Below are 18,535 nucleotides of genomic sequence, written 5' to 3'. Positions count from 1 at the left end.
GCTCGTTTTATCTCGCACCGATATCGGAAGGGCTTTGACATGAGGACCTCGATTGCGACTGTAACGATCAGCGGCGAACTTCCCGAGAAGCTCGAGGCGATCGCCCGAGCGGGCTTCGACGGCGTCGAGATCTTCGAAAATGATTTCCTCGCCTTTGACGGAAGCCCGGCTGATGTCGGAAAACTCGTCCGCGATCATGGCCTGGAGATCACCCTGTTTCAGCCGTTTCGTGATTTCGAGGGCATGCCGGAGCCGCTGCGAAGCCGAACGTTTGATCGCGCGGAACGGAAGTTCGACGTGATGCAGCAGCTCGGAACGGATCTGGTGCTGGTCTGCTCCAACGTCTCGCCGGCAGCCATCGGCGGCATCGACCGGGCGGCGGCGGACTTTCACGAACTCGGCGAGCGTGCCGCCCGGCGGGGACTGAGGGTGGGCTACGAGGCGCTTGCCTGGGGCCGGCATATCAGCGACCACCGCGACGCCTGGGAGATCGTCCGTCGCGCCGATCATCCGAATATCGGTCTTATCCTCGACAGCTTCCACACTTTGTCGCGCAAGATCGACGTCAATTCGATCCGCTCAATTCCCAAAGAGAAAATCTTCATCGTCCAGCTTGCCGATGCCCCGCTGATCGACATGGACCTGCTCTATTGGAGCCGCCACTTCCGAAACATGCCAGGGGAAGGCGATCTTCCCGTCACGGCGTTTACCGAAGCCGTCGCGGCGACAGGTTATGATGGCTATTTCTCCCTGGAGATCTTCAACGACCAGTTTCGAGGCGGTCTGTCGCGGGCGATTGCCGCCGATGGCCACCGCTCGCTGATCTATCTTGGCGATCAGGTCCGACGCCATCTCGGCATCGGCAGCATGACCGGAGCGGCGATGCCGGAAAGGCCTTCCGTCAAGGGCGTCGGATTCGTCGAGTTCGCCACGGACGAGGAAGACGAAGTCGAGCTGGTCGCATTGCTGCGCACCCTCGGTTTCAAAAGGACGGCAATCCACCGCACGAAGAAAGTCTCTCTTTTCGAGCAGGGCGAGATACGGATCCTCGTCAATGTCGATCAGGCGGGATTCGCCAACGCCGCTTACGCCGTTCACGGTACTTTTGCATATGCCATGGCGCTAGTCGTCGACGATGCCGCCAAGGCCTATGAGCGCGCGCTCGCCTTGGATGCCGAGCCATTCACCCAGCCTGTCGCGGACGGTGAACTCGAGCTGCCTGCCATTCGGGGTGTCGGGGGCGGGATCATCTATCTCATCGACGACAAGAGCGCATTGGGTCGCTTCTCCGAAATCGACTTTCAGCCGGTCACGGACGATACCGACGCGCCGTCCGCGGGGCTGTTGCGCATTGATCACGTCGCCCAGACGGTGGGTTACGATGAAATGCTCACCTGGCTTCTATTCTACACGTCGATTTTCGAGACGCGGAAGACCCCGATGGTCGATATCATCGATCCGGCCGGAGTGGTGCGCAGTCAAGTCGTCGAGAACGACACCGGGGCGCTGCGCATCACCATGAACGGCGCCGAAAATCGTCGCACCCTGGCGGGACATTTCATCGCCGAAAAATTCGGGGCCGGCATCCAGCACCTGGCGTTTTTGACCGACGACATCTTCGCGACCGCGGGAAGCCTTCGTGTTTGCGGTTTCAGATCGCTGCACATTTCGCCGAACTACTACGACGACGTCGAAGCCCGCTTCGGTCTCGATCCTGCATTGACCGAGCGGCTGAAGGCGGAAAACATCCTCTATGACCGCGATGAGCATGGCGAATATTTCCAGCTCTACAGCGGAACCTATGGAGAGGGGTTCTTCTTCGAGATCGTCGAACGCCGCGGCTACCGCGGCTATGGCGCCCCGAACGCGATTTTCCGGATCGCCGCCCTGAAGAAACAGATGCGTCCGGAAGGAATTCCGAAAGACGCCTTTTGAGCCATGGGTTAGGGGCGGCGCAGCTTTTCATGAAAGCGCAGAGCCGCGCTCTAACCTTTTCTTTTGCGCATTCCGGACGGAAAACCGCGTCGCACTTTTTGCTGGAATTTCTCTATGTAATCCGGCCGCTCTTGAGCACATGGTCCACGCCGCTTTGAACGTGCCGTCTGACGACGTCGGTCGCGCCAGCGACGTCGCGCCGAATGGAAAGTTCAAACAAAACCCTGTGGTCATCGACGACGGGCTTTCCGCGAAAACTTTCGGCCAGCATATGGTAGCGGAGAAAGCGGTCGAAGACGGACGACAATGTCGCCATCAACGTCGCTGAATTGCAGGCCGAGACGATCGCCTGATGGAACTCCCAGTCGTATCGAACCCAGTCGACCGTCCGCGAGACGTCGCCGGCAAGGAGCTTGCGTTCCGCGGCAGCCAGCCGGTGATGGGCGGCGACGATGCGCCCCTCCCATTCAAGATTTCCCGCAGCGAAGGCAAGGCCGATCGCATGTGTTTCCAGAACAATCCTGAGGTCGGCGAGCTCCAGAAGTTCGCGGCGCGAAGCAGGGCTGACTTCAAAACCGCGCTGCCCCTCGGCAACGACGAGGTTTTCCGTGGTCAGACGGCTCAGGATTTCGCGCAGCGATGAAATGCCGATGGAGTAACGCTCCTTGGCCTGCTCCAGCTTGATCTTGGCCCCCGGCGGCAATGTCCCCGATATGATATCCTCGCGGATCTGCCGGAAGACGACATCGCTTACTGTTTCAGCCGGGTCGTGGACTTGCTTGAGCATGGCTTTTCCTGGTTTGGCCGAAATGCAATTTACGTGGTGGACCTAAAGCTCGAGTTGGAACCTCCGGACAATTTCTATCTCAGCGTCCCTCTCGCCAGCGCATGTTCGACCCCGCCTTGAATATGCAGGGCAAGCACCCGCTTGGCCGTCTCCGCGTCCCGTCGCAATGCCGCATCCAAAAGCTGCTGATGTTCATTGGCTGCGACATCGCCTCGATAGGACAAGGCAACCATCTGATATCTGAGATATCTGTCGAAGATCACCGAATGCGTCTCCATCAGCAGTTTCGACCCGCAGGCAGATATCAGGGCTTGGTGGAACTCCCAGTCGTAGCGCTTCCAGTCCTCAGCCCTGCTGGTGTCGCCGGTTGCCATCACCTGTTCCATCCGCGCCAATTTGTAATGCGCCGATACCAGCGGAGCTTCCCACTCCACGTCGCCATGCACGAACGACTGCTCCAGCGCATGTGTTTCCAAGAGAAGCCTCAGCGCCGCCGTCTCCTTGAGGTCTGAAACCGACACCGGAGACACTTCGAAACCTTTCTGTCCCTCGGCGAGGACAAGCCCCTCGGAGGAGAGCCGGTTCAGCACTTCCCGAAGTGTGCTGATGCTGGTCTCGTAGGTCTCCTTCAGGCTTTCCAGTTTCAACTTTTGCCCGGGAGGCAGCCGGCCAAAAATGATGTCGGCCCGAATGCGCCTGTAGCTGCTCTCGGCGATGGTCTCGTTGATAATCGGCGGCAACATCGCTAGTCTCTTATATTTCCCGTATCGTCGGATATATCGCTTTCTGGCATCCTAAAGCAAGGAAACATTCCCACAAATCGGATGCACAATTTTCTCATATGATGGTGGTTTTCCCGGAGATGCAGGCGAACGGGGGTAAACGCAATACACGCGCCATAAGTCGTTTCGGCTAGGCTCTTCGCGTAACCCGCAAGATCACATGGCACTAACCGGGAATTCTGGGAATTACCGCGTCACTTTTGTTGATGAAATCGGAATTGTTTTTGGCGATTCGCATCCAAGTTCGGTAATTGAACTGCCCCGGCCCTCAGCGAAGGCGGCCCGCTCAGACGATGTGCAGGCTCCGAAATGCCATTTCGTTCCGAGGAATAATCATTCGGCGACATAGGCCTGCGATTCTAATCGTTTGGCGACTTCAGTAATAATACTGCGACATTTCATTCAATATCGCCCGAATAACTGTTTGGTGACATAGTTGGCGCATTCTAATCGTATCGCGACATCGGCAATTGAACTATGCAGGATGACGGCGCATATAACCGTTTCGCGACGGTTACGCGGGGATGATCAAATGCCTAGCAATCCGGCCAATCCAAGGGTCTTCAAGGAGTGGATTATCCCAGTCGGCTCAGAGCTGGCTGGATATTCCGCGCTGATCGCCATGTACGGGGTCGACGCGCCTGTCCGCGCGCCTTCCGCCGTTGCGAACGCTTCGGTCAGGGGAGGAAGGAAGCATCAGGACGGCTGGACGATCTTCGACAAGCGGTTCATGCCGGAAAATTCCCTGGCAGGCCAGCTCGCGTTTGCGTTCAGGAACGAGCAGACCGATCTCCTTGTTTTGAAGCGGCTGTTCCAGAAGGTCTCCGCTCACGATATAGCGCCCATAGTTGAGGCTGCGCCGACTGGCGCGACCACACGCAGGATCTGGTTTTTCTACGAGTGGCTCACGAACGAGAGGGTTCCCCTTCCTGACCTGGATCAAGGCAACTACGTGGAGGCTCTGGATTCAAGAGAGTACTTTACCTCGCAGCCTGTCAATTCGCCACGCCACCGGGTGCGCGACAACCTTCTTGGAACACCGTCGTTCTGTCCAGTGCTCCGCCGGAGCAACTTCCTTTCGGAAACCGTCGACCACCGCTGGAACGAGGCTGCGAAGGAACTGATCGGCAAGATAGACAGGCAGGTGATCGCCAGAGCTGCGAATTTCCTTCTGCTGGCCGACAGCCAAGCCACCTACCAGATCGAAGGGGAACGCCCTCCACGCAACCGACTTGAATTGTGGATGCGCGCGGTCGCTCAAGCAGGGCGCAGACCGCTGTCAATAGACGAACTGGTGCGTCTACAGCACATCGTCATCGAGGAAGACCGGTTCATAAAGCGCGGACTACGCGACGCCGGCGGGTTCATCGGCGGCCGCGACTGGAATAACGATCCCAGCCCTGAGCACGTGCCCGCCCGGCACGAGGATGTCGCCGATCTTCTCCAAGGGGTGATCGCCTGCGGCGAGCGGATGGCAAAGAGCGACGTCGACGCAGTCTTGCAGGCGTCGGTCATGGCATTCGCCTTCGTCTTCATCCATCCGTTCGAGGATGGCAACGGGCGACTTCACCGGTATATGATCCACCACGTACTCTCCGAGCGCGGCTACACTCCGACGGGCATGATCTTTCCTGTATCGTCAGTGCTTCTGAAGCGTCAGGCCGAATACGGCGAGGAACTTCGAGCCTTCACTGGACCACTGCTCCAGTTCGTTGAATGGGTGCCTACCGACAAGCAGAACGTCCGCGTGATCAACGACACCGCCGATCTCTACCGCTTCGGAGACTATACCGAGATCACCGAGTTCCTGTACGAATGCGTCGTGACTACGATCGAGCACGACCTGCCAAGGGAGATCGAGTATCTCGCCCGTTTTGATGAAGCAAAGGGGCGGATACAGAGCTTCATCGAGATGCCTGATGGGATGATCTCCTCGCTGATCAATTTCGTGCGGCAGAACGACGGCGTCCTGGCGAAGAAGCGCCGCCGGCGGGAGTTCGAAAAGATGACAGACCTCGAAATCGAGGCGGCGGAAGCGGTCGTGCGCGACGTGTTCGAGATGAACGTTCCGGAAGACGGCCCCGAACTGCTGGAACAAGTCGATCCACCGGCCGCACCGGGCCGGCGTTGAGAAGCTGTACTGCCCGTCAGGAAAAAGACGGGGCAGCGCACAGCTCCACCGGTGCATCGTCCCCGCCCTCCTGAAACGCCTGGCGGAGTTCGCTCCACACAGGATTCGGAAACGACCACTTCCCCGCATACGGCCGCCATCCAAAGAAGATTCGAGCCTCCTCCGACATATCCGCCCGTATGGATTCAATCTCTTCGACAACGGCCGTATCCTTACGGAGGAACGGCAGGTTTCGCGACATCCGGTGCAGGTCGTCCTGCGCCATCGACAAGTCTTCGTCCGCGTCGATGGAGTCCTGATCGAGGAACTAGAAGACCTGCGCCGCGGCGACGCCGTTCCGGTAAGGGACATGCCGGAGGTCGTCGAGGATCCCGTCGGCCGCCGCCCGATCGAAGCGGGTTCGTCCCCTAGTCCGGAACAAGGCGGTCTTCAGCCGTTCGAAGGGGGCGGCGTCGCTGGCATCTCGGCATGAACGGTGTTCTCAACGCTTGGCCAGCCGGCACGCCCGACGTTTCGTCCCGGACGGCGATCGCCCGCTTCATGTCGTCGTCGAGCCGCAGGAAGATCTCCGCCTGCTTGTCGGTGATCGCCACCTTCCCGCCATTGGAAGGCGCCCTTCTAAACTTGCGAGTAGCATCCGCAAGCCCGGCTGCGCCGCTTGCCGCAGCGCGCTCTCCAAGGGGAACCATCGCGTCTTTCGGACATCCTTCTCCGGAAACTTGTCCGCTATCCTCGAGACCTGAAGAAGGTGGACGGCCACGTGGTATTGGTTGGGACTCGTGTCCTTCCGGTACGAAAACGTACCGAACACGGTCTTGTCGACGACGCCTTCGACCCCGGCCTCCTCGAACGCCTCTCTCAGCGCCGCGGCGCTGCTAGTCTCACCCTCGTCGAGGTGCCCCTTCGGAATTCCCCATCGACCGTTCCGTCGGCTGCCCACAAAAAGGATCTCAACTCGACCGTTTTCGTTCCGACGGTAGCACAGAGCACCAGCCTGCGCGACATCGCGACCAGACTCGGTTTTCGTAAGTTCCATCTGGGGGTTTTCGTTGAGCATCGTCCGCCTCCGGTTTCGAAGCCCGCGCAAGCTAGCTGGGCAACGTTGAAGAGTCCAGTTTGCTTCATCACGTCGTGACGCGACCGAACTATGACAGGACCTCCAGCGTTGATGAGCGTCCAATCAGAATGGAGCCCGCCTTGCCATCGGAAATCGAAATCAAGCTCGACCTCTCCAACGAAGCCCTTGAGCGCCTTTTGGGTTCCGATCTTCTCGGAGGGCCTGACGAGGCACTGCAACAGTCATCGACCTACTTCGAGACAGACGATCGTCGGCTGTCGCAGAAAGGGTTCTCTCTGCGTATCCGCTCTACCGGCGCTTCCAACGTCCAGACTGTGAAGGCATCCGGGCCGGCGAAATCACTGTTTGTCCGTTCAGAATGGGAGACTCCCATTGAAGGCAATGAACCCGTCCTCGACCATACGAGCCCGCTCATAAGCGAGTTCGGACCGGAACTTGAGGTGGAGGCCGCTTTCACCGTGTTCATTGAGCGCCGCGTCTGGAAGTTCGAATTGAATGGCTCTCGGCTGGAGGTGGTCGTCGACCGGGGAGACCTTGTGTCTGGCAACAGGCGCTCGCCTGTTCAGGAAATCGAGGTCGAACTCGAGGACGGCGATCCGAAGAACCTCTTCGTATTCATTCGCAAGATCGACGCGATCGCACCTTTCCGGTTCGGAATTCAGTCCAAGTCCGAACGGGGTCTCGCGCTTCTGGACAGGCAGCAATTCATGTTCAAGGCAGAGCGCCTCGATCTCGAGCGAAACATCAAGGCATCTGCCGCCTTTCGAGAAATCGCCGCATCCTGCTTTCGGCAATTCCGTCTCAACGAAGATATCCTTCTCCAGCGACGAAATTCGGAAGCCCTTCATCAGGCGCGGGTAGCTCTGCGGCGTCTCCGCTCCGCGTTCTCGCTGTTCAAGCCGCTCTTGGAGGGCGACGAGCCGAGTGGGCTGCAGAGGGAGTTTCGGTGGCTCGCCGGCGTCCTCGGCGAAGCGCGTAATCTCGACGTCCTGCTGACGAAGGCGAAGGACCCCGACCTTCGGGCCCAGCTCAAGGATGCCCGCAACAAGGCGTACGGTGACGCCGTCGAGGCGCTGGAGTCGGCGAGAGCGCGCGCGCTGATGCTCGATTTCAACGAGTGGCTTCACTGTCACCTCGATCGCGCTGGTGGCAGCGCAACTTCCGAGGACGCGTCGGTTCCGGAGTTTGCCGCGAGGGCCCTCGACAAGATGCGGAAGAAGCTGAAAAAGCATGGCAGTGCGCTGGCCGAGACCGACGACGAGCATCGTCACCAGGTTCGCAAGGATGCTAAAAAGCTTCGCTACGCGGCCGAGTTCTTCGGATCGCTGTTCGACGACAAGCGCGGCGCCCGTCGGCACCGGAAATTTATCGCTGCGATGGGGGATCTGCAGGACCATCTTGGAGCATTGAACGATCTGGCAACGGGACCGGGCGTGCTCGAGCAGCATGGACTGGCCGACCACCCTGCTCGCGATTCTGTCGTTTTCCACGATGACAAGAATGCGTTGATCCGCATGGCCCAGTCCTTAGTAGACGAGGTCATCGACACCAAGCGTTTCTGGCGCTGACATGAGGATACCGTGAACCTCACGCGAAGATCTGGTGAACAGCATCCCCGCGGTACCAGAAGGCGTATGGGTAGGTCCTCCGCTGGCGGGGTAGGATCATAGCCACGTCGTTGGTGAGCCCGATCGTTGCGAAAGGCAAATTCTCATGGAACCATACATCTCCGCCCTGATGGGCCTTGCCGGCGTCGTTATCGGCGGTCTCGCCTCGTTCGCCACCGCCTGGATGACGCACCGTTCACAAGTGAGGGAAAAACAGCGAGAGCTCGAGGCCGCCAAGCGGGAAAAGCTTTTTTCCGACTTCATAGCTGAAGCGACGCGACTTTACGCCGATGCGATAAGCCACCAGAAGGACGATGTTTCCGATCTCGTGCTACTTTACGCACTGGTCGCCCAGATGCGTCTGATCTCGTCGAGACGGCTCGTGGATGCAGCCGAACTGGCGATGGCAAGGATCGTCAAAACCTACCTGACCCCAATCGCTCGCTTTCGGAAATGCGGGACCTTGCGCATTCCGGCGCGATGAACTTTCTCCTGGATTTCGGTGAGGCTTGCCGCGCGGAACTGGCGACGGGGCGAGCAGCCTCGGGAATGATGTTCCATGCACCTCGCGGACTAAAACACGCTCAACATCCCACGCCTTCACTTTCATAACCCAACAAATCACCTGTCGCCGTCATTGCGGAACCTAACACTGGCGCCCTCGTTGTGACATCATGTCTGAAACATATAAAACAACCACAGCAGGAATCTTCCAGCGCGATACCTTGAAGCGCTTGGGACCACGTTTGCGTGGGCTGCCAGAATTCTCATTGCCCACCGACTGCGAAGATGTTTTCGGGGACTTACTGAAAAAGCTGGACGCTGCGGCGAGAGAAAACCAGGCACCAAGACATTCAGGTTTGACCGGCTGACGCCTTGATCAATCTCATAAGACAGCCGAGTTGATGTCGTCCAGCGTCATTCCACCGCATGTTCGCCGATGGCGGCGCTCGATTCACACTTTCAGGATGGATCGCCGACGGCGCCGGCAACCAGGAACTTCCGGTCGCGACGCCGGTTAACCAGGATGCCGTATCTCGTCGAAATCCTCCTTCCAGTTTCACACCCTCGTGGGAGCCGGCCGAACGTCAACCTTGTCCGGGACGAACTCATGGCGAAGTTCGGCGGGGTCACCCTTCACGTCGACTCACCCGCCGAAGGACTGTGGCGCGACGACGGCGAAATCGAGCAGGACCGCATCGTTGTCGCCGAGTTAATGACCCCTGATCTCGACCGCGCCTGGTGGTCGTCCTACCGCAAGAAACTGGAGGCGCGGTTCCGTCAGGAGGAGATCGTCATTCGCGTGATTGAAATCGAACGCCTTTGATTTTCTTCGCAACCATAACCATCGTGACTCGGCCTCGTTTGCCGATCGTAAGGTGGAAACGCATGCGCGAATATTGCCGCCCATGATAGTCCCCGCAATCGTTAAACAGAACAGCACGGTAGGTAAGCCGGGCCCCCGCTATACTCTACAGATCACCTGAGCGTTCAACCGCCGCTTTGACATCGCCCTGGCCGCCGGTCCCTACTGTCCGAGCCACTGATACTCGGCAATGGACGCCTTGCCCGACTTCTTGTCGTACAGACAGATGAGGTTCACTAGCTTCTTCGACTTCGAGCTCTTCTCGCGGAGAAGAACTGCTACCTTGCCAGTCGCATCGTCGAAGACCACCGGCGCGGTCGCTTCCGGTGACACCATTCGCGACTGACCGATGCAGGTCCCGTTCGCCTTCGCGAACAGTGCGTTCCATGCGCTGTCGCTGGAAGCACTGGCGAACTGGGTAAGGGCAAGCAACGTTGTCGTCGCGACCAATGTGGTCTTCAGCATATCAAACTCCTCATTTCATTCAGAATCACGCCTCGGCGTGGCGGGTGTTGATCGCGAAAAAGGATGGCAGGATCACGACGGCGGCGGGTGGAACCGCGTCGGCGTCTGCGAGTTCCTTCTCCAGAAGGAGAACCAACATGACGACGAACTCAATCCCCAGTTCCGCCAAGCTTCCTCCAAAGTCGCTGAACGAAGACACGCAGGACGACGAGCTTCCAGAGATCAACGTCGACGAACAGCGCGCCCCGCCCGTGAACATGGGCAACAGCCGCGAGGCCGGTGACGGCGTCGCCGACGCCGAACCAGAGACTGGTCGGTCCGATGCGAAGACGCGCATCCCCGCGCCGCAGACGGCAAACCGCGAGTGACGATGTCGAAGGTCAGCACCGGCCTAGACGACCGCCCGAAGGATTCCACGATAGCGCAGAGCGGCCCGCCCTATAGTTGAACTTAGACCAGACGTTCCAGACAAAGCCGCGAGATGCAAAATGAAAGAAGGCTGATTGTCAGAGCCCAGTCAGCCGTCGTCGGATATAGCGGTCCCCCCAACCTTCGGAACTGGATTTTCGGCTCGACAGGGCGGCAATTGTTTTTTCAATCGCGCGCAACCATCTAATAGGCATGACTTACGGGAAAATGTCCCCGCCCTGAGCAGCGCGTATACCGAAAACCAACCATACTGGCTTGCTTTCCGAACCGAAAGCCGATTGCTTAGGAAAATCTACTTCTTCTTCCGCTATCGGTTGGGAGAATACAAAGGGGAACAGACAAACCCGTGGAATTCTGCTGCTTCGCATCGGGACGAACTATGACTACGATGGCGATGCGGGAAGGCCGGTTTGAAGAACGATGACGACAGAACTGTTTCAGGTAAAATTTTGGGGCGTCCGCGGCAGTATTCCCGTGTCTGGCCCCGAGTTCGATCGCTACGGCGGTAACACTTCCTGCATCGAGATTCGCTGCGGAGAACATCGGATGATCTTCGACGCTGGCTCCGGCCTGCGCGAGGCGGGGCTGTCGTTGCTCGCCGACAGCGTCACCGACGTCGACCTGTTCTTCAGCCACTGCCATTACGACCACATCATCGGCCTGCCCTTCTTCAAGGCGATCTATTATCCCTCGATCAACGTCAACATCTGGTCCGGCCATCTCGATGGCAAGATGAGCACGCGGGAAATGGTCGAGCAGTTCATCAGCCCGCCCTGGTTTCCCGTCAAGACCGACATCTGTCAGGCGACGATGAATTTCAGCGATTTTCATGCCGGCCAGGTGCTGAACCCGCGCCCGGGCGTCACGATCAAGACCTTCATGCTGAACCATCCGGGCGGCGCCATAGGCTACCGCATCGAATGGCAGGGCCGTTCGGTCGCTCTCATCTACGATATCGAACATGATCCCGGCAACTACGATCCGGTCTCGCTCGAAATGATGCAGGACGCCGATCTCGTCGTCTACGACTGCACCTACAACGAAGACGAGATGCAGCGTTTCAAGGGCTTCGGCCATTCGACCTGGCAGCACGGCACCGAGCTCGCGAAGATCGCGGGCGCCAAGCGCTTCGCGCTGTTCCACCACGCTCCCTCCCGCACCGACGAACAGCTGGCGCAGATGGAAACGCAGGCGCAGGCGGCCTTCCCCGAATCCTTTGCCGCGCGCGACAATCAGATCGTGATGATCTAGCAGGCCGCTGAAGCCGCCTTCATCTTGTCCAGTCTGACGCTCTTCGACAGAGTATCCTATTCGTGGAGCCGAGCAGGCCTGCGACGTCACGACGGAACAGATGCCCGGCCGGACCGTTTTCCCGGCAGCGAAAAATCAACGAAACAGGGATCCGTCATGACCGTGCTTTCCGGAAAGTGTCTTTGCGGGCAGGTGCATGTTTCTGTCCGGGGCGAACCCTTGCGCGTTGGAATCTGTCATTGCACCGACTGCCGGCAAGAAAGCGGTTCGGCCTTTACCTTCTATGGGATCTGGCCCGCCGGCCAGTTCGAACATTCAGGGAAAACCGGCGAGTTCCAGGGTCGACATTTCTGCACCGGTTGCGGCTCGCGGCTGTTTTCCGCCGATGACCAGGAGGCCGAAATCAAGCTCGGCATCCTTTCCGAGGCCCCGACGCCTCTTGTGCCGAGCTACGAACTCTGGATCAAACGCCGCGAGCCGTGGCTGCGACCGGTGGAAGGCGCAAAGCAGTATGACGAAGACCGAACGTGAAGAACGGTTCCGAGGAGCTTGTCCATGACCACTCTCGTCCGACATCGCTGGATGACGGTTGCAGGCGTCGAGACTTTTTACCGCGAGGCCGGCCGGGAAGATGCTCCGGTCTTGTTGCTGCCGCACGGATATCCCTGCTCGTCCCATGAATTTCGCAATCTCATGCCGCGCCTTGCCGACCAGTGGCGCCTGATCGCGCCGGATTTCCCGGGCGCGGGCTATAGTGGCACGCCTGAAGATTTCGACTACAGTTTCGATGGATACGCTGCCTGGCTGGAGGCCTTCGTCGACGCCCTAGGTGTCGACCGGTTCGTCCCCTACCTCCACGACTTCGGCTCGCCAATCGGTACCCGCTTGGCGATCAGAGCCCCTCAACGCATCGTGGCGCTGATCATCCAGAATGGCGACATTCCCTATGAAGATGCCCTCGGACCAAAATATGCGGATATCGAGGCGACCTGGACGCTTCCGAGATCGGAGATGAGGAAGGTGCTGGCGGAGGCGGTCAGCGAGGAGACTTTCAAGGAGGAATTCCTCAACGATCTGCCGCCTCCTCTGGCCGATGCGATCCCGCCAGACCTCTGGAAGCTGCATTGGTCGCTGATCACGCCACGGCGCAAGGACATCGCCAGAGACCTGATCGTTGGACTGAAGGAGAACCGGGCCTGGTTCCCGGAACACCGGAAATACCTCCAGGAATACCAGCCTCCGACCTTGATCGTCTGGGGTCCGAACGACCACTACATGCCGGAAAAATCGGCGCGAGCCTACCTACGGGATCTGCCGGATGCCGAACTGCATCTGCTCGGCGGCGGCCACTGGCTGCTCGAGACACATCTCGAAGAGGTCGTCGCAATCATGCCAGACTTCCTCGGGCGCGTTCATGCCACCTGATCGACAATGTCTAATGCCCTATATCGTGTCGCGATCTTTGAGATTCGCTCCTCGCGCTTCAGGTCTTGCTTTTGCGCATGCGCTATCGCAACACCGCGGCACAGTTTCACGCGATGTGCTCTAGCAGTTCCGACGCCGATGACCAGCGGACGGCCGGATGTCGGGTCGTCACCGCGAACAAGGCCGACAGGAAATCCCATGCCGCTACGTCATGCACCAGATGGTGGGTGAGCACGCCGAGAGGCTCGTCGCCGCCGGCAAACCGGTCGTCAAGCTCGGCCACCAGTTCGGCCACCAATTCCGCCTCGCCCCGTCCGCCGCGCGTGCCATGCCAGTCGATGATGTCGACATGGGTGTTGAGGAGCGGCATCGGGCCGTCCTGCTTGGCTCGCCCATAGACCGAAAGGGCTGCAAATCCGAGCGCCGGAAGCGCCGGGATGAGGGCGGCGTCGATCCGGTTCCACGGCGGCACCAGCACCGGCAGGAAGCGGGCCGGATGCAGCCGCCGCAGCAGCCGGAACCCCTCACCCAACTCGCCGAGCACGGCCTCCGCCGGCCGCTCGCCGCCGAGTTCCTGCTTCTTGCCTTGCGGCCCGGCATGGTTGGTATGAGACCAGCCATGCACGGCGACAGCGACGGATGTTTCCTCCGCCAAGCGCGCGGCCAACGTTTCGCCGGTCAGGCCGGGAATGATGGCGAGCATCAGCGGAACCCCGCTTTCGCCCGTCAGCGCCAACAGCGTCTCCAGCGGCTGCGTCGGCTCGACGGCGTCGTCATCTCGCAGCCAGAACCGCGCCACGCGGCCGGCGGCCTGCCAGCGGTCAAGCTCGCGGCGCAGGGGGTCCCAGGCTATTCCGTCGGTCATCACGTCACTCCTGTTGCTGCGCTGTCGCGCAAAATTCCGTCCAATACCTGCGCCGCCATCGCAAGCGAGCGCTCGCCAAGCACCAGGCGCCGCGCCGCCTGCCCCATGGCGTCGCGCCTTTGCCTCTCGTCAAGCAGGGCGGCCACGGCCTCGGCATAGGCGGCAACATCGCCCTCTGGCGTCAACAGCCCGGTCACGCCAGCCTCGACCACCGCTGGCACGCCTGCCGTTTCCTGCGCGACGACAGGCAGGCCAGCGGCCTGGGCTTCCAGATAGGCGAGACCGTAGGCCTCGCCGCAGCCGGGCCAGACATAGAGGCCGCCGCGTCCGAGCAGTTCGGCGATCTCGATGGCATTGCGCTCGCCCAGCCATTCGATGCGGCCGGGAAAGTCGGCAAACAGCGCCCGCACCTCTTGCCGCATCGGACCATCGCCGATGACGGCCAGCGTCCAGGGCCGGTCTTCGATCAGCCTCAACGCATTTGCAAGCATGACATAACTGTCCATCTTGTCGCCGGCTCGCATCATCGCGACCGTCATCAGCCGGCGCGGATCAGGCGCCGGCGACACCTTCTCGAACAGCGCCGTGTCGATGAAGGGGTTAAGCCTGGCGAGGCGCGCCTGCGCGAAGGCGGCGGCAAGCCCGTCCTGGTCGCGCCCGGTGAAGCTGATATTGACCGCCGCCCGAATGATCGCATCGCCCACCAGCTTCTGCGAAGCTGCCCAGCCGGTTCGATCGCGTTTTGCCGCATAGGAGGCTTCGGCGGTGACGTAGGGAATGGCGAATTCGGCGGATATCGCCGGCCCGAAGGGATCGGGCGATTTATAATAAGGGTGGTAGCAGAACCAGAGGTCCGGCCGCGGCGCGAATTTCCATCTTAGCCGCAGCCGCTCCAGCTCGGCGCCGATGGCGGGTTCGAGCGCCCGTGCCGCGTCCGGTGTCGAGGCATAGGCGCGGAATTCGGAGGCGACGTCGACCTGATGCCCGCCAAGCTCCAGTGCCCGGATCAGCAGTCGCGCCATCAGCCGGTCGCCCGACGGTACCGGATGGTTCGGCGATTTCATCGGCGCGTAGAAAGCCACCCGCATCGGGACACCTCAGGTAAGACACACTGTTTACAACTTTCACGCCTGTCGGGAAAATTCCGCTATTGTCCCTTTGCCGAAAACTTGCGCATAAGCATATGGAATGTGATCGCGATCGAAGCAATTCCGCCTCTTTCTCAATCTCTATGGGCCTGCGGTTACATCGACAAGAACGGGAATGAATGACGACGGTCTCGGCCACAGGGATTTTTTCGGAACGTACGATCAGAAGGGCGAGGCTCGGTTCCGGCCTCGTCATTTTCATCTTCGTCCTCTTGCATTTGTCGAACCATGCGATTGGCCTGATTTCAGTCGCCGCCGCCGATAAAGCCGCCCACCTCTTTCTGGCGATCTGGCGCAATCCTCTGGGGACCGCCATCTTCTATTCGTCGGTGCTCATCCACATCGCGCTGGTGCTGCGCGCCATCTACATGCGCCGCAGCCTCGTCATGCCGAAAGGGGAAATGGCCCAGATCGTGCTCGGCCTGATGATCCCGCTGTTGCTTATGGATCATGTCATCGGCACACGCATTGCTCACGAATTCTACGGCTACATCGATGACTACGAGACGGTTGTCGGCATGCTCTGGATCAAGAACCCGGCGAACGGATTGCGGCAGGCGCTCGCCGTCGTCGCCGTCTGGATCCACGGCTGCATCGGCATCCATTTCTGGTTGCGCTACCGCTCCTGGTACCCGGACTTCGCTCCGCTGCTGCTGGCGATTGCGATCCTCGTGCCGGTGCTTTCGCTACTCGGCTTCGTCGAAATGGGCCGAACGCTCGCCGACCCTTCCTACCAGCAGTCAATGACGGTCAGCGCCTACAAGGAGGGCATCAACACCCGTTACGCCTCGAACCCGCAAGTTCACCGTGAGGTCGCCATGATCCGCGCCGGGCTCTACGGCGCCTTCTCGGCTTCGCTGCTCATCGTCGTCATCGCGCGTGCCCGGCGCAAGCTGAAGGAGCGGCTTGACCAAGTCGCCGTGAACTATCCGGGCGGCGAGGTGATCCGCGTGCCGCGCGGCTTCTCGGTTCTGGAAGCGAGCCGGCTTGGCGGCCTGCCGCATTATGCCGTCTGCGGCGGCAAGGGCCAGTGCTCCACCTGCCGCGTGCAGATCCTTGGCGACTACGACAGCCTGCCGATCCCCGACAAGATGGAGCAGACGACGCTGAAGCGCATCAATGCCGGCCCGGATGTCCGGCTCGCCTGCCAGCTTCGTCCGAACCGCGACGTTGCCGTCGCGCCACTTCTCGTGCCGGCGATCGAGACGGCCCTTCCCGCCAACAGCCAGGAGACGAGCCCGGGCCGCGAGCGCGAGATCGCCGTGCTCTTCGTCGATATCCGCCATTTCACCACACTGACGGAAACCCGCCTGCCCTTCGACGTCGTCTTCCTGCTGAACCGCTATTTCGCCATCATCGGCAAGGCGGTGGAGCAGTCGGGCGGACGGCTCGACAAGTTCATCGGCGACGGCGCCATGGCGCTCTTCGGGCTCAACACCGCGCCGGAGGAAGCCTGCCGCCAGGCGCTCAACGCTGCAGCAGCGATCGTCGCCGAGATCGAGAAACTCGCGGCGGAACTCGCCGACGAACTGGCGCTGCCGCTGCGGATCGCGATCGGTATTCACACCGGCCCGGCCGTCGTCGGCACGATGGGATACGGCCGGGTGCGCAGCATGACGGCGATCGGCGATACCGTGAATGTCGCGAGCCGTTTGGAAACAGCCGCCAAGGAATTCGAAGCGGCGATCGTCATCTCCGAACCGGTGGCGAGCCTTTCGGGTGCTAACCTTTCCGGCATCGAAAGCCGTGAAATCAGCGTGCGCGGCCGGGCCCTGCCCTTGAAAGTCTACGTCATTCCAAGAGAGAAAGCGGCAGAGCCGCTCGAAGGAAAAACCTGATGCCCGGCAAGCCCTGGCTGACCGCCAAATACTGGAGCCGCCTGTTTCGCAAGGCCCGCAACGCCGCCGCTTCGCGCTTCTTCGACACCCGCTTTGGCCGCCGACTGCTGATCGAGAATATCGGCCCGCGCGTGGTCTCGGTGACGGTCGACGCCGGCGACCATCTGATGACTTTCTCGCCTTCGGACTATATCGGCCGCAAGGTCTTCCGGAAGGGCCATTTCGAACGCGAGGCCGTCGACCGGCTGATCGTCATCCTGCGCGAGCGCGGCCTCGTGAGAAAGGACGCAACGCTGCTCGAGATCGGCGGCAATATCGGCACCCAGACCGTCTATTTCGCCCTCAGCGACACCTATGCCCATATCGTCAGCGTCGAGCCCGATCCGCGCAATTTCCCGCTGCTTGCCCTCAACATCCGCCAGAATCGGCTGGAGGCGAAGGTCCGCCTCGTCAACTGCGCCGCCGGCGAGCACGAAGGCGAGATCGATTTCTTTCTCAACCTCAGCAATCACGGCAAGAGCAGCGCCATCCGTCAAAGCCCGACAGACAAGAAGATCAGCGTGCCGGTGAAGCCGGTTTCCGAGATCCTCGCCGGACTTTCGATCGACCCGGCCGCGATCGGCCTCGTCTGGATGGATATCGAAGGCTACGAGCCGGTCGCCTGCCGCTCGATGCGGCCGCTGCTTACCCGCCGCGTGCCGCTCTACATGGAATTCACCCCGCTCTTTTACGGAGTAGAAGGAACGAAGGCCTTCATATCAATGCTATCCGGCTTCTACGAGAATTGTCTCGTCATCTTCGAGGATCGCGAAGAGGAGATGAAGGTCCGCGACCTGCCGGGCGAATTCGATCAGTACAACGTGCTGTTTTTGCCTTAGAGGCTGCTTGTTACCGGCATTCGGGGCAGTATCTGTTAACGTGTCATTCTGTATGGCATCTAGGTCAAATCGAACGACACCCATTCCAGACGACTTTCCTCGTAGACGCTTTGCGTTGGCGCGAGCGACGAGGGATCGGCGAAGCGTCCCAATGCGACGGCTACCAGCTCTTTCCTGGATTCCAGTATCCAGAAAACTGTCGACCCGCATGCCGGGCAGAAGCTGAATTCGACCGATTTGCCGCTGTCGCCCCACCGCACGTAGCTGGTCGAGACCCCGGACGTCTCTATTTGATCGGCGTGGAAGAAGACGCCTGCTCCGAACGCGCTGCCGGTGCGACGTTGGCAGGCCCGGCAATGGCAGGCGGAGATTTTGACAGGTTCTCCGTCGGCGGTGATCGAAAGCTGGCCGCATGAACAACTGGCTGCTCGTTTCATTCCGTGCTCCGCTAAAATAATGTCCGCGAAAGCAAACGCACGCACCTGGTAGCTGTTTTAATTGCCGCCGCCAGGCCGCCGGACAGATCGAACAGTGCCATCAGGTGTCAGGT

20 protein-coding genes are annotated in these 18,535 nt (G+C 60.1%); 12 read left to right on the top strand and 8 right to left on the bottom strand.

Annotated features, from left to right (window positions below):
* Positions 1–39: 39 nt before the first annotated feature.
* Positions 40–1,935, top strand: a complete 1,896-nt coding sequence (locus AC244Q_RS28715; RefSeq protein ID WP_128407522.1) for a bifunctional sugar phosphate isomerase/epimerase/4-hydroxyphenylpyruvate dioxygenase family protein — start codon at positions 40–42, stop codon at positions 1,933–1,935.
* Positions 1,936–2,047: 112 nt separating this feature from the next.
* On the opposite strand, the gene AC244Q_RS28710 is transcribed toward AC244Q_RS28715, so the two are convergent.
* Both AC244Q_RS28710 and AC244Q_RS28705 read right to left on the bottom strand, forming a co-directional pair.
* On the bottom strand, positions 2,048–2,722 hold the full coding sequence (locus AC244Q_RS28710) for a GntR family transcriptional regulator (RefSeq protein ID WP_003553640.1): 675 nt from the start codon (positions 2,720–2,722) through the stop codon (positions 2,048–2,050).
* Between the two features lie 74 nt (positions 2,723–2,796).
* Positions 2,797–3,465 carry a GntR family transcriptional regulator gene (locus tag AC244Q_RS28705; RefSeq protein WP_003553638.1) on the bottom strand — a complete coding sequence of 223 codons (669 nt, stop codon included), beginning with the start codon at positions 3,463–3,465 and terminating at the stop codon, positions 2,797–2,799.
* 523 nt (positions 3,466–3,988) lie between these two features.
* Here AC244Q_RS28705 and AC244Q_RS28700 point away from each other — a divergent pair.
* Positions 3,989–5,635, top strand: a complete 1,647-nt coding sequence (locus AC244Q_RS28700) for a Fic family protein (protein WP_245460626.1) — start codon at positions 3,989–3,991, stop codon at positions 5,633–5,635.
* 16 nt (positions 5,636–5,651) lie between these two features.
* On the opposite strand, the gene AC244Q_RS28695 is transcribed toward AC244Q_RS28700, so the two are convergent.
* On the bottom strand, positions 5,652–5,900 hold the full coding sequence (locus tag AC244Q_RS28695) for a hypothetical protein (protein WP_128449950.1): 249 nt from the start codon (positions 5,898–5,900) through the stop codon (positions 5,652–5,654).
* Here AC244Q_RS28695 and AC244Q_RS28690 point away from each other — a divergent pair.
* A complete protein-coding gene (locus AC244Q_RS28690) occupies positions 5,880–6,107 on the top strand; it encodes a hypothetical protein (protein ID WP_128407521.1) in 228 nt (75 codons plus the stop codon). The genes AC244Q_RS28695 and AC244Q_RS28690 overlap by 21 nt on opposite strands.
* Before the next feature lie 66 nt (positions 6,108–6,173).
* On the opposite strand, the gene AC244Q_RS28685 is transcribed toward AC244Q_RS28690, so the two are convergent.
* Positions 6,174–6,692 carry an NUDIX hydrolase gene (locus AC244Q_RS28685; RefSeq protein WP_128407520.1) on the bottom strand — a complete coding sequence of 173 codons (519 nt, stop codon included), beginning with the start codon at positions 6,690–6,692 and terminating at the stop codon, positions 6,174–6,176.
* 140 nt (positions 6,693–6,832) lie between these two features.
* Between AC244Q_RS28685 and AC244Q_RS28680 the strand changes: the two genes are divergently transcribed.
* From AC244Q_RS28680 to AC244Q_RS28670, 3 genes are all read left to right on the top strand, one after another.
* On the top strand, positions 6,833–8,281 hold the full coding sequence (locus AC244Q_RS28680; protein WP_245460624.1) for a CYTH and CHAD domain-containing protein: 1,449 nt from the start codon (positions 6,833–6,835) through the stop codon (positions 8,279–8,281).
* A gap of 145 nt (positions 8,282–8,426) precedes the next feature.
* On the top strand, positions 8,427–8,804 hold the full coding sequence (locus AC244Q_RS28675) for a hypothetical protein (RefSeq protein WP_432431727.1): 378 nt from the start codon (positions 8,427–8,429) through the stop codon (positions 8,802–8,804).
* A 543-nt stretch (positions 8,805–9,347) separates the two neighbouring features.
* Positions 9,348–9,647: a hypothetical protein gene (locus AC244Q_RS28670; RefSeq protein WP_017996799.1), complete on the top strand. Its 300-nt coding sequence runs from the start codon at positions 9,348–9,350 to the stop codon at positions 9,645–9,647.
* 201 nt (positions 9,648–9,848) lie between these two features.
* Here the strand turns inward: AC244Q_RS28670 and AC244Q_RS28665 are convergent, their stop codons facing one another.
* Positions 9,849–10,151 (bottom strand): hypothetical protein, encoded by a 303-nt coding sequence (locus AC244Q_RS28665; RefSeq protein ID WP_017996800.1) that lies wholly within the window; start codon positions 10,149–10,151, stop codon positions 9,849–9,851.
* A 137-nt stretch (positions 10,152–10,288) separates the two neighbouring features.
* On the opposite strand from AC244Q_RS28665, the gene AC244Q_RS28660 reads away from it, so the two are divergent.
* From AC244Q_RS28660 to AC244Q_RS28645, 4 genes are all read left to right on the top strand, one after another.
* Positions 10,289–10,519 (top strand): hypothetical protein, encoded by a 231-nt coding sequence (locus tag AC244Q_RS28660; RefSeq protein WP_012763524.1) that lies wholly within the window; start codon positions 10,289–10,291, stop codon positions 10,517–10,519.
* Between the two features lie 481 nt (positions 10,520–11,000).
* Positions 11,001–11,831: an MBL fold metallo-hydrolase gene (locus AC244Q_RS28655; protein WP_128407518.1), complete on the top strand. Its 831-nt coding sequence runs from the start codon at positions 11,001–11,003 to the stop codon at positions 11,829–11,831.
* Positions 11,832–11,987: 156 nt separating this feature from the next.
* Positions 11,988–12,362 (top strand): GFA family protein, encoded by a 375-nt coding sequence (locus AC244Q_RS28650; protein ID WP_128407517.1) that lies wholly within the window; start codon positions 11,988–11,990, stop codon positions 12,360–12,362.
* Positions 12,363–12,386: 24 nt separating this feature from the next.
* Complete coding sequence (locus tag AC244Q_RS28645; protein ID WP_128407516.1) at positions 12,387–13,256, top strand: alpha/beta fold hydrolase; 870 nt, start codon at positions 12,387–12,389, stop codon at positions 13,254–13,256.
* 106 nt (positions 13,257–13,362) lie between these two features.
* On the opposite strand, the gene AC244Q_RS28640 is transcribed toward AC244Q_RS28645, so the two are convergent.
* The gene (locus AC244Q_RS28640; RefSeq protein ID WP_128407515.1) at positions 13,363–14,121 is read right to left on the bottom strand and encodes a polysaccharide deacetylase family protein; all 759 of its coding nucleotides are present in this window, start codon (positions 14,119–14,121) and stop codon (positions 13,363–13,365) included.
* Positions 14,121–15,209: a glycosyltransferase family 4 protein gene (locus AC244Q_RS28635; protein WP_128407514.1), complete on the bottom strand. Its 1,089-nt coding sequence runs from the start codon at positions 15,207–15,209 to the stop codon at positions 14,121–14,123. Before AC244Q_RS28635 ends, AC244Q_RS28640 begins: the two co-directional genes overlap by 1 nt.
* A 179-nt stretch (positions 15,210–15,388) precedes the next feature.
* Between AC244Q_RS28635 and AC244Q_RS28630 the strand changes: the two genes are divergently transcribed.
* Both AC244Q_RS28630 and AC244Q_RS28625 read left to right on the top strand, forming a co-directional pair.
* Complete coding sequence (locus AC244Q_RS28630) at positions 15,389–17,107, top strand: adenylate/guanylate cyclase domain-containing protein (protein WP_128407513.1); 1,719 nt, start codon at positions 15,389–15,391, stop codon at positions 17,105–17,107.
* Positions 17,107–17,985, top strand: a complete 879-nt coding sequence (locus AC244Q_RS28625; protein ID WP_128407512.1) for an FkbM family methyltransferase — start codon at positions 17,107–17,109, stop codon at positions 17,983–17,985. Before AC244Q_RS28630 ends, AC244Q_RS28625 begins: the two co-directional genes overlap by 1 nt.
* Positions 17,986–18,044: 59 nt before the next feature.
* On the opposite strand, the gene AC244Q_RS28620 is transcribed toward AC244Q_RS28625, so the two are convergent.
* Entirely contained in the window at positions 18,045–18,422 is a 378-nt protein-coding gene (locus AC244Q_RS28620) for a GFA family protein (RefSeq protein ID WP_128407511.1), read from the bottom strand.
* Between the last annotated feature and the right edge of the window lie 113 nt (positions 18,423–18,535).

This window comes from Rhizobium sp. CB2179, assembly GCF_057653455.1.
The sequence above is the reverse complement of the archived record's forward strand: the minus strand, read 5'-3'. Positions and strand labels throughout refer to the sequence as shown.

What these genes read in the sequence shown, in the direction of transcription:
- AC244Q_RS28685 (WP_128407520.1), bottom strand. Translation starts at nt 6,692, where the DNA reads ATGCTCAACGAAAACCCCCAGATGGAACTTACGAAAACCGAGTCTGGT.
- AC244Q_RS28670 (WP_017996799.1), top strand. Translation starts at nt 9,348, where the DNA reads ATGCCGTATCTCGTCGAAATCCTCCTTCCAGTTTCACACCCTCGTGGG.
- AC244Q_RS28650 (WP_128407517.1), top strand. Translation starts at nt 11,988, where the DNA reads ATGACCGTGCTTTCCGGAAAGTGTCTTTGCGGGCAGGTGCATGTTTCT.
- AC244Q_RS28620 (WP_128407511.1), bottom strand. Translation starts at nt 18,422, where the DNA reads ATGAAACGAGCAGCCAGTTGTTCATGCGGCCAGCTTTCGATCACCGCC.
- AC244Q_RS28700 (WP_245460626.1), top strand. Translation starts at nt 3,989, where the DNA reads ATGACGGCGCATATAACCGTTTCGCGACGGTTACGCGGGGATGATCAA.
- AC244Q_RS28640 (WP_128407515.1), bottom strand. Translation starts at nt 14,121, where the DNA reads ATGACCGACGGAATAGCCTGGGACCCCCTGCGCCGCGAGCTTGACCGC.
- AC244Q_RS28695 (WP_128449950.1), bottom strand. Translation starts at nt 5,900, where the DNA reads ATGGCGCAGGACGACCTGCACCGGATGTCGCGAAACCTGCCGTTCCTC.
- AC244Q_RS28715 (WP_128407522.1), top strand. Translation starts at nt 40, where the DNA reads ATGAGGACCTCGATTGCGACTGTAACGATCAGCGGCGAACTTCCCGAG.
- AC244Q_RS28665 (WP_017996800.1), bottom strand. Translation starts at nt 10,151, where the DNA reads ATGCTGAAGACCACATTGGTCGCGACGACAACGTTGCTTGCCCTTACC.
- AC244Q_RS28630 (WP_128407513.1), top strand. Translation starts at nt 15,389, where the DNA reads ATGACGACGGTCTCGGCCACAGGGATTTTTTCGGAACGTACGATCAGA.
- AC244Q_RS28710 (WP_003553640.1), bottom strand. Translation starts at nt 2,722, where the DNA reads ATGCTCAAGCAAGTCCACGACCCGGCTGAAACAGTAAGCGATGTCGTC.
- AC244Q_RS28635 (WP_128407514.1), bottom strand. Translation starts at nt 15,209, where the DNA reads ATGCGGGTGGCTTTCTACGCGCCGATGAAATCGCCGAACCATCCGGTA.
- AC244Q_RS28625 (WP_128407512.1), top strand. Translation starts at nt 17,107, where the DNA reads ATGCCCGGCAAGCCCTGGCTGACCGCCAAATACTGGAGCCGCCTGTTT.
- AC244Q_RS28675 (WP_432431727.1), top strand. Translation starts at nt 8,427, where the DNA reads ATGGAACCATACATCTCCGCCCTGATGGGCCTTGCCGGCGTCGTTATC.
- AC244Q_RS28705 (WP_003553638.1), bottom strand. Translation starts at nt 3,465, where the DNA reads ATGTTGCCGCCGATTATCAACGAGACCATCGCCGAGAGCAGCTACAGG.
- AC244Q_RS28660 (WP_012763524.1), top strand. Translation starts at nt 10,289, where the DNA reads ATGACGACGAACTCAATCCCCAGTTCCGCCAAGCTTCCTCCAAAGTCG.
- AC244Q_RS28655 (WP_128407518.1), top strand. Translation starts at nt 11,001, where the DNA reads ATGACGACAGAACTGTTTCAGGTAAAATTTTGGGGCGTCCGCGGCAGT.
- AC244Q_RS28645 (WP_128407516.1), top strand. Translation starts at nt 12,387, where the DNA reads ATGACCACTCTCGTCCGACATCGCTGGATGACGGTTGCAGGCGTCGAG.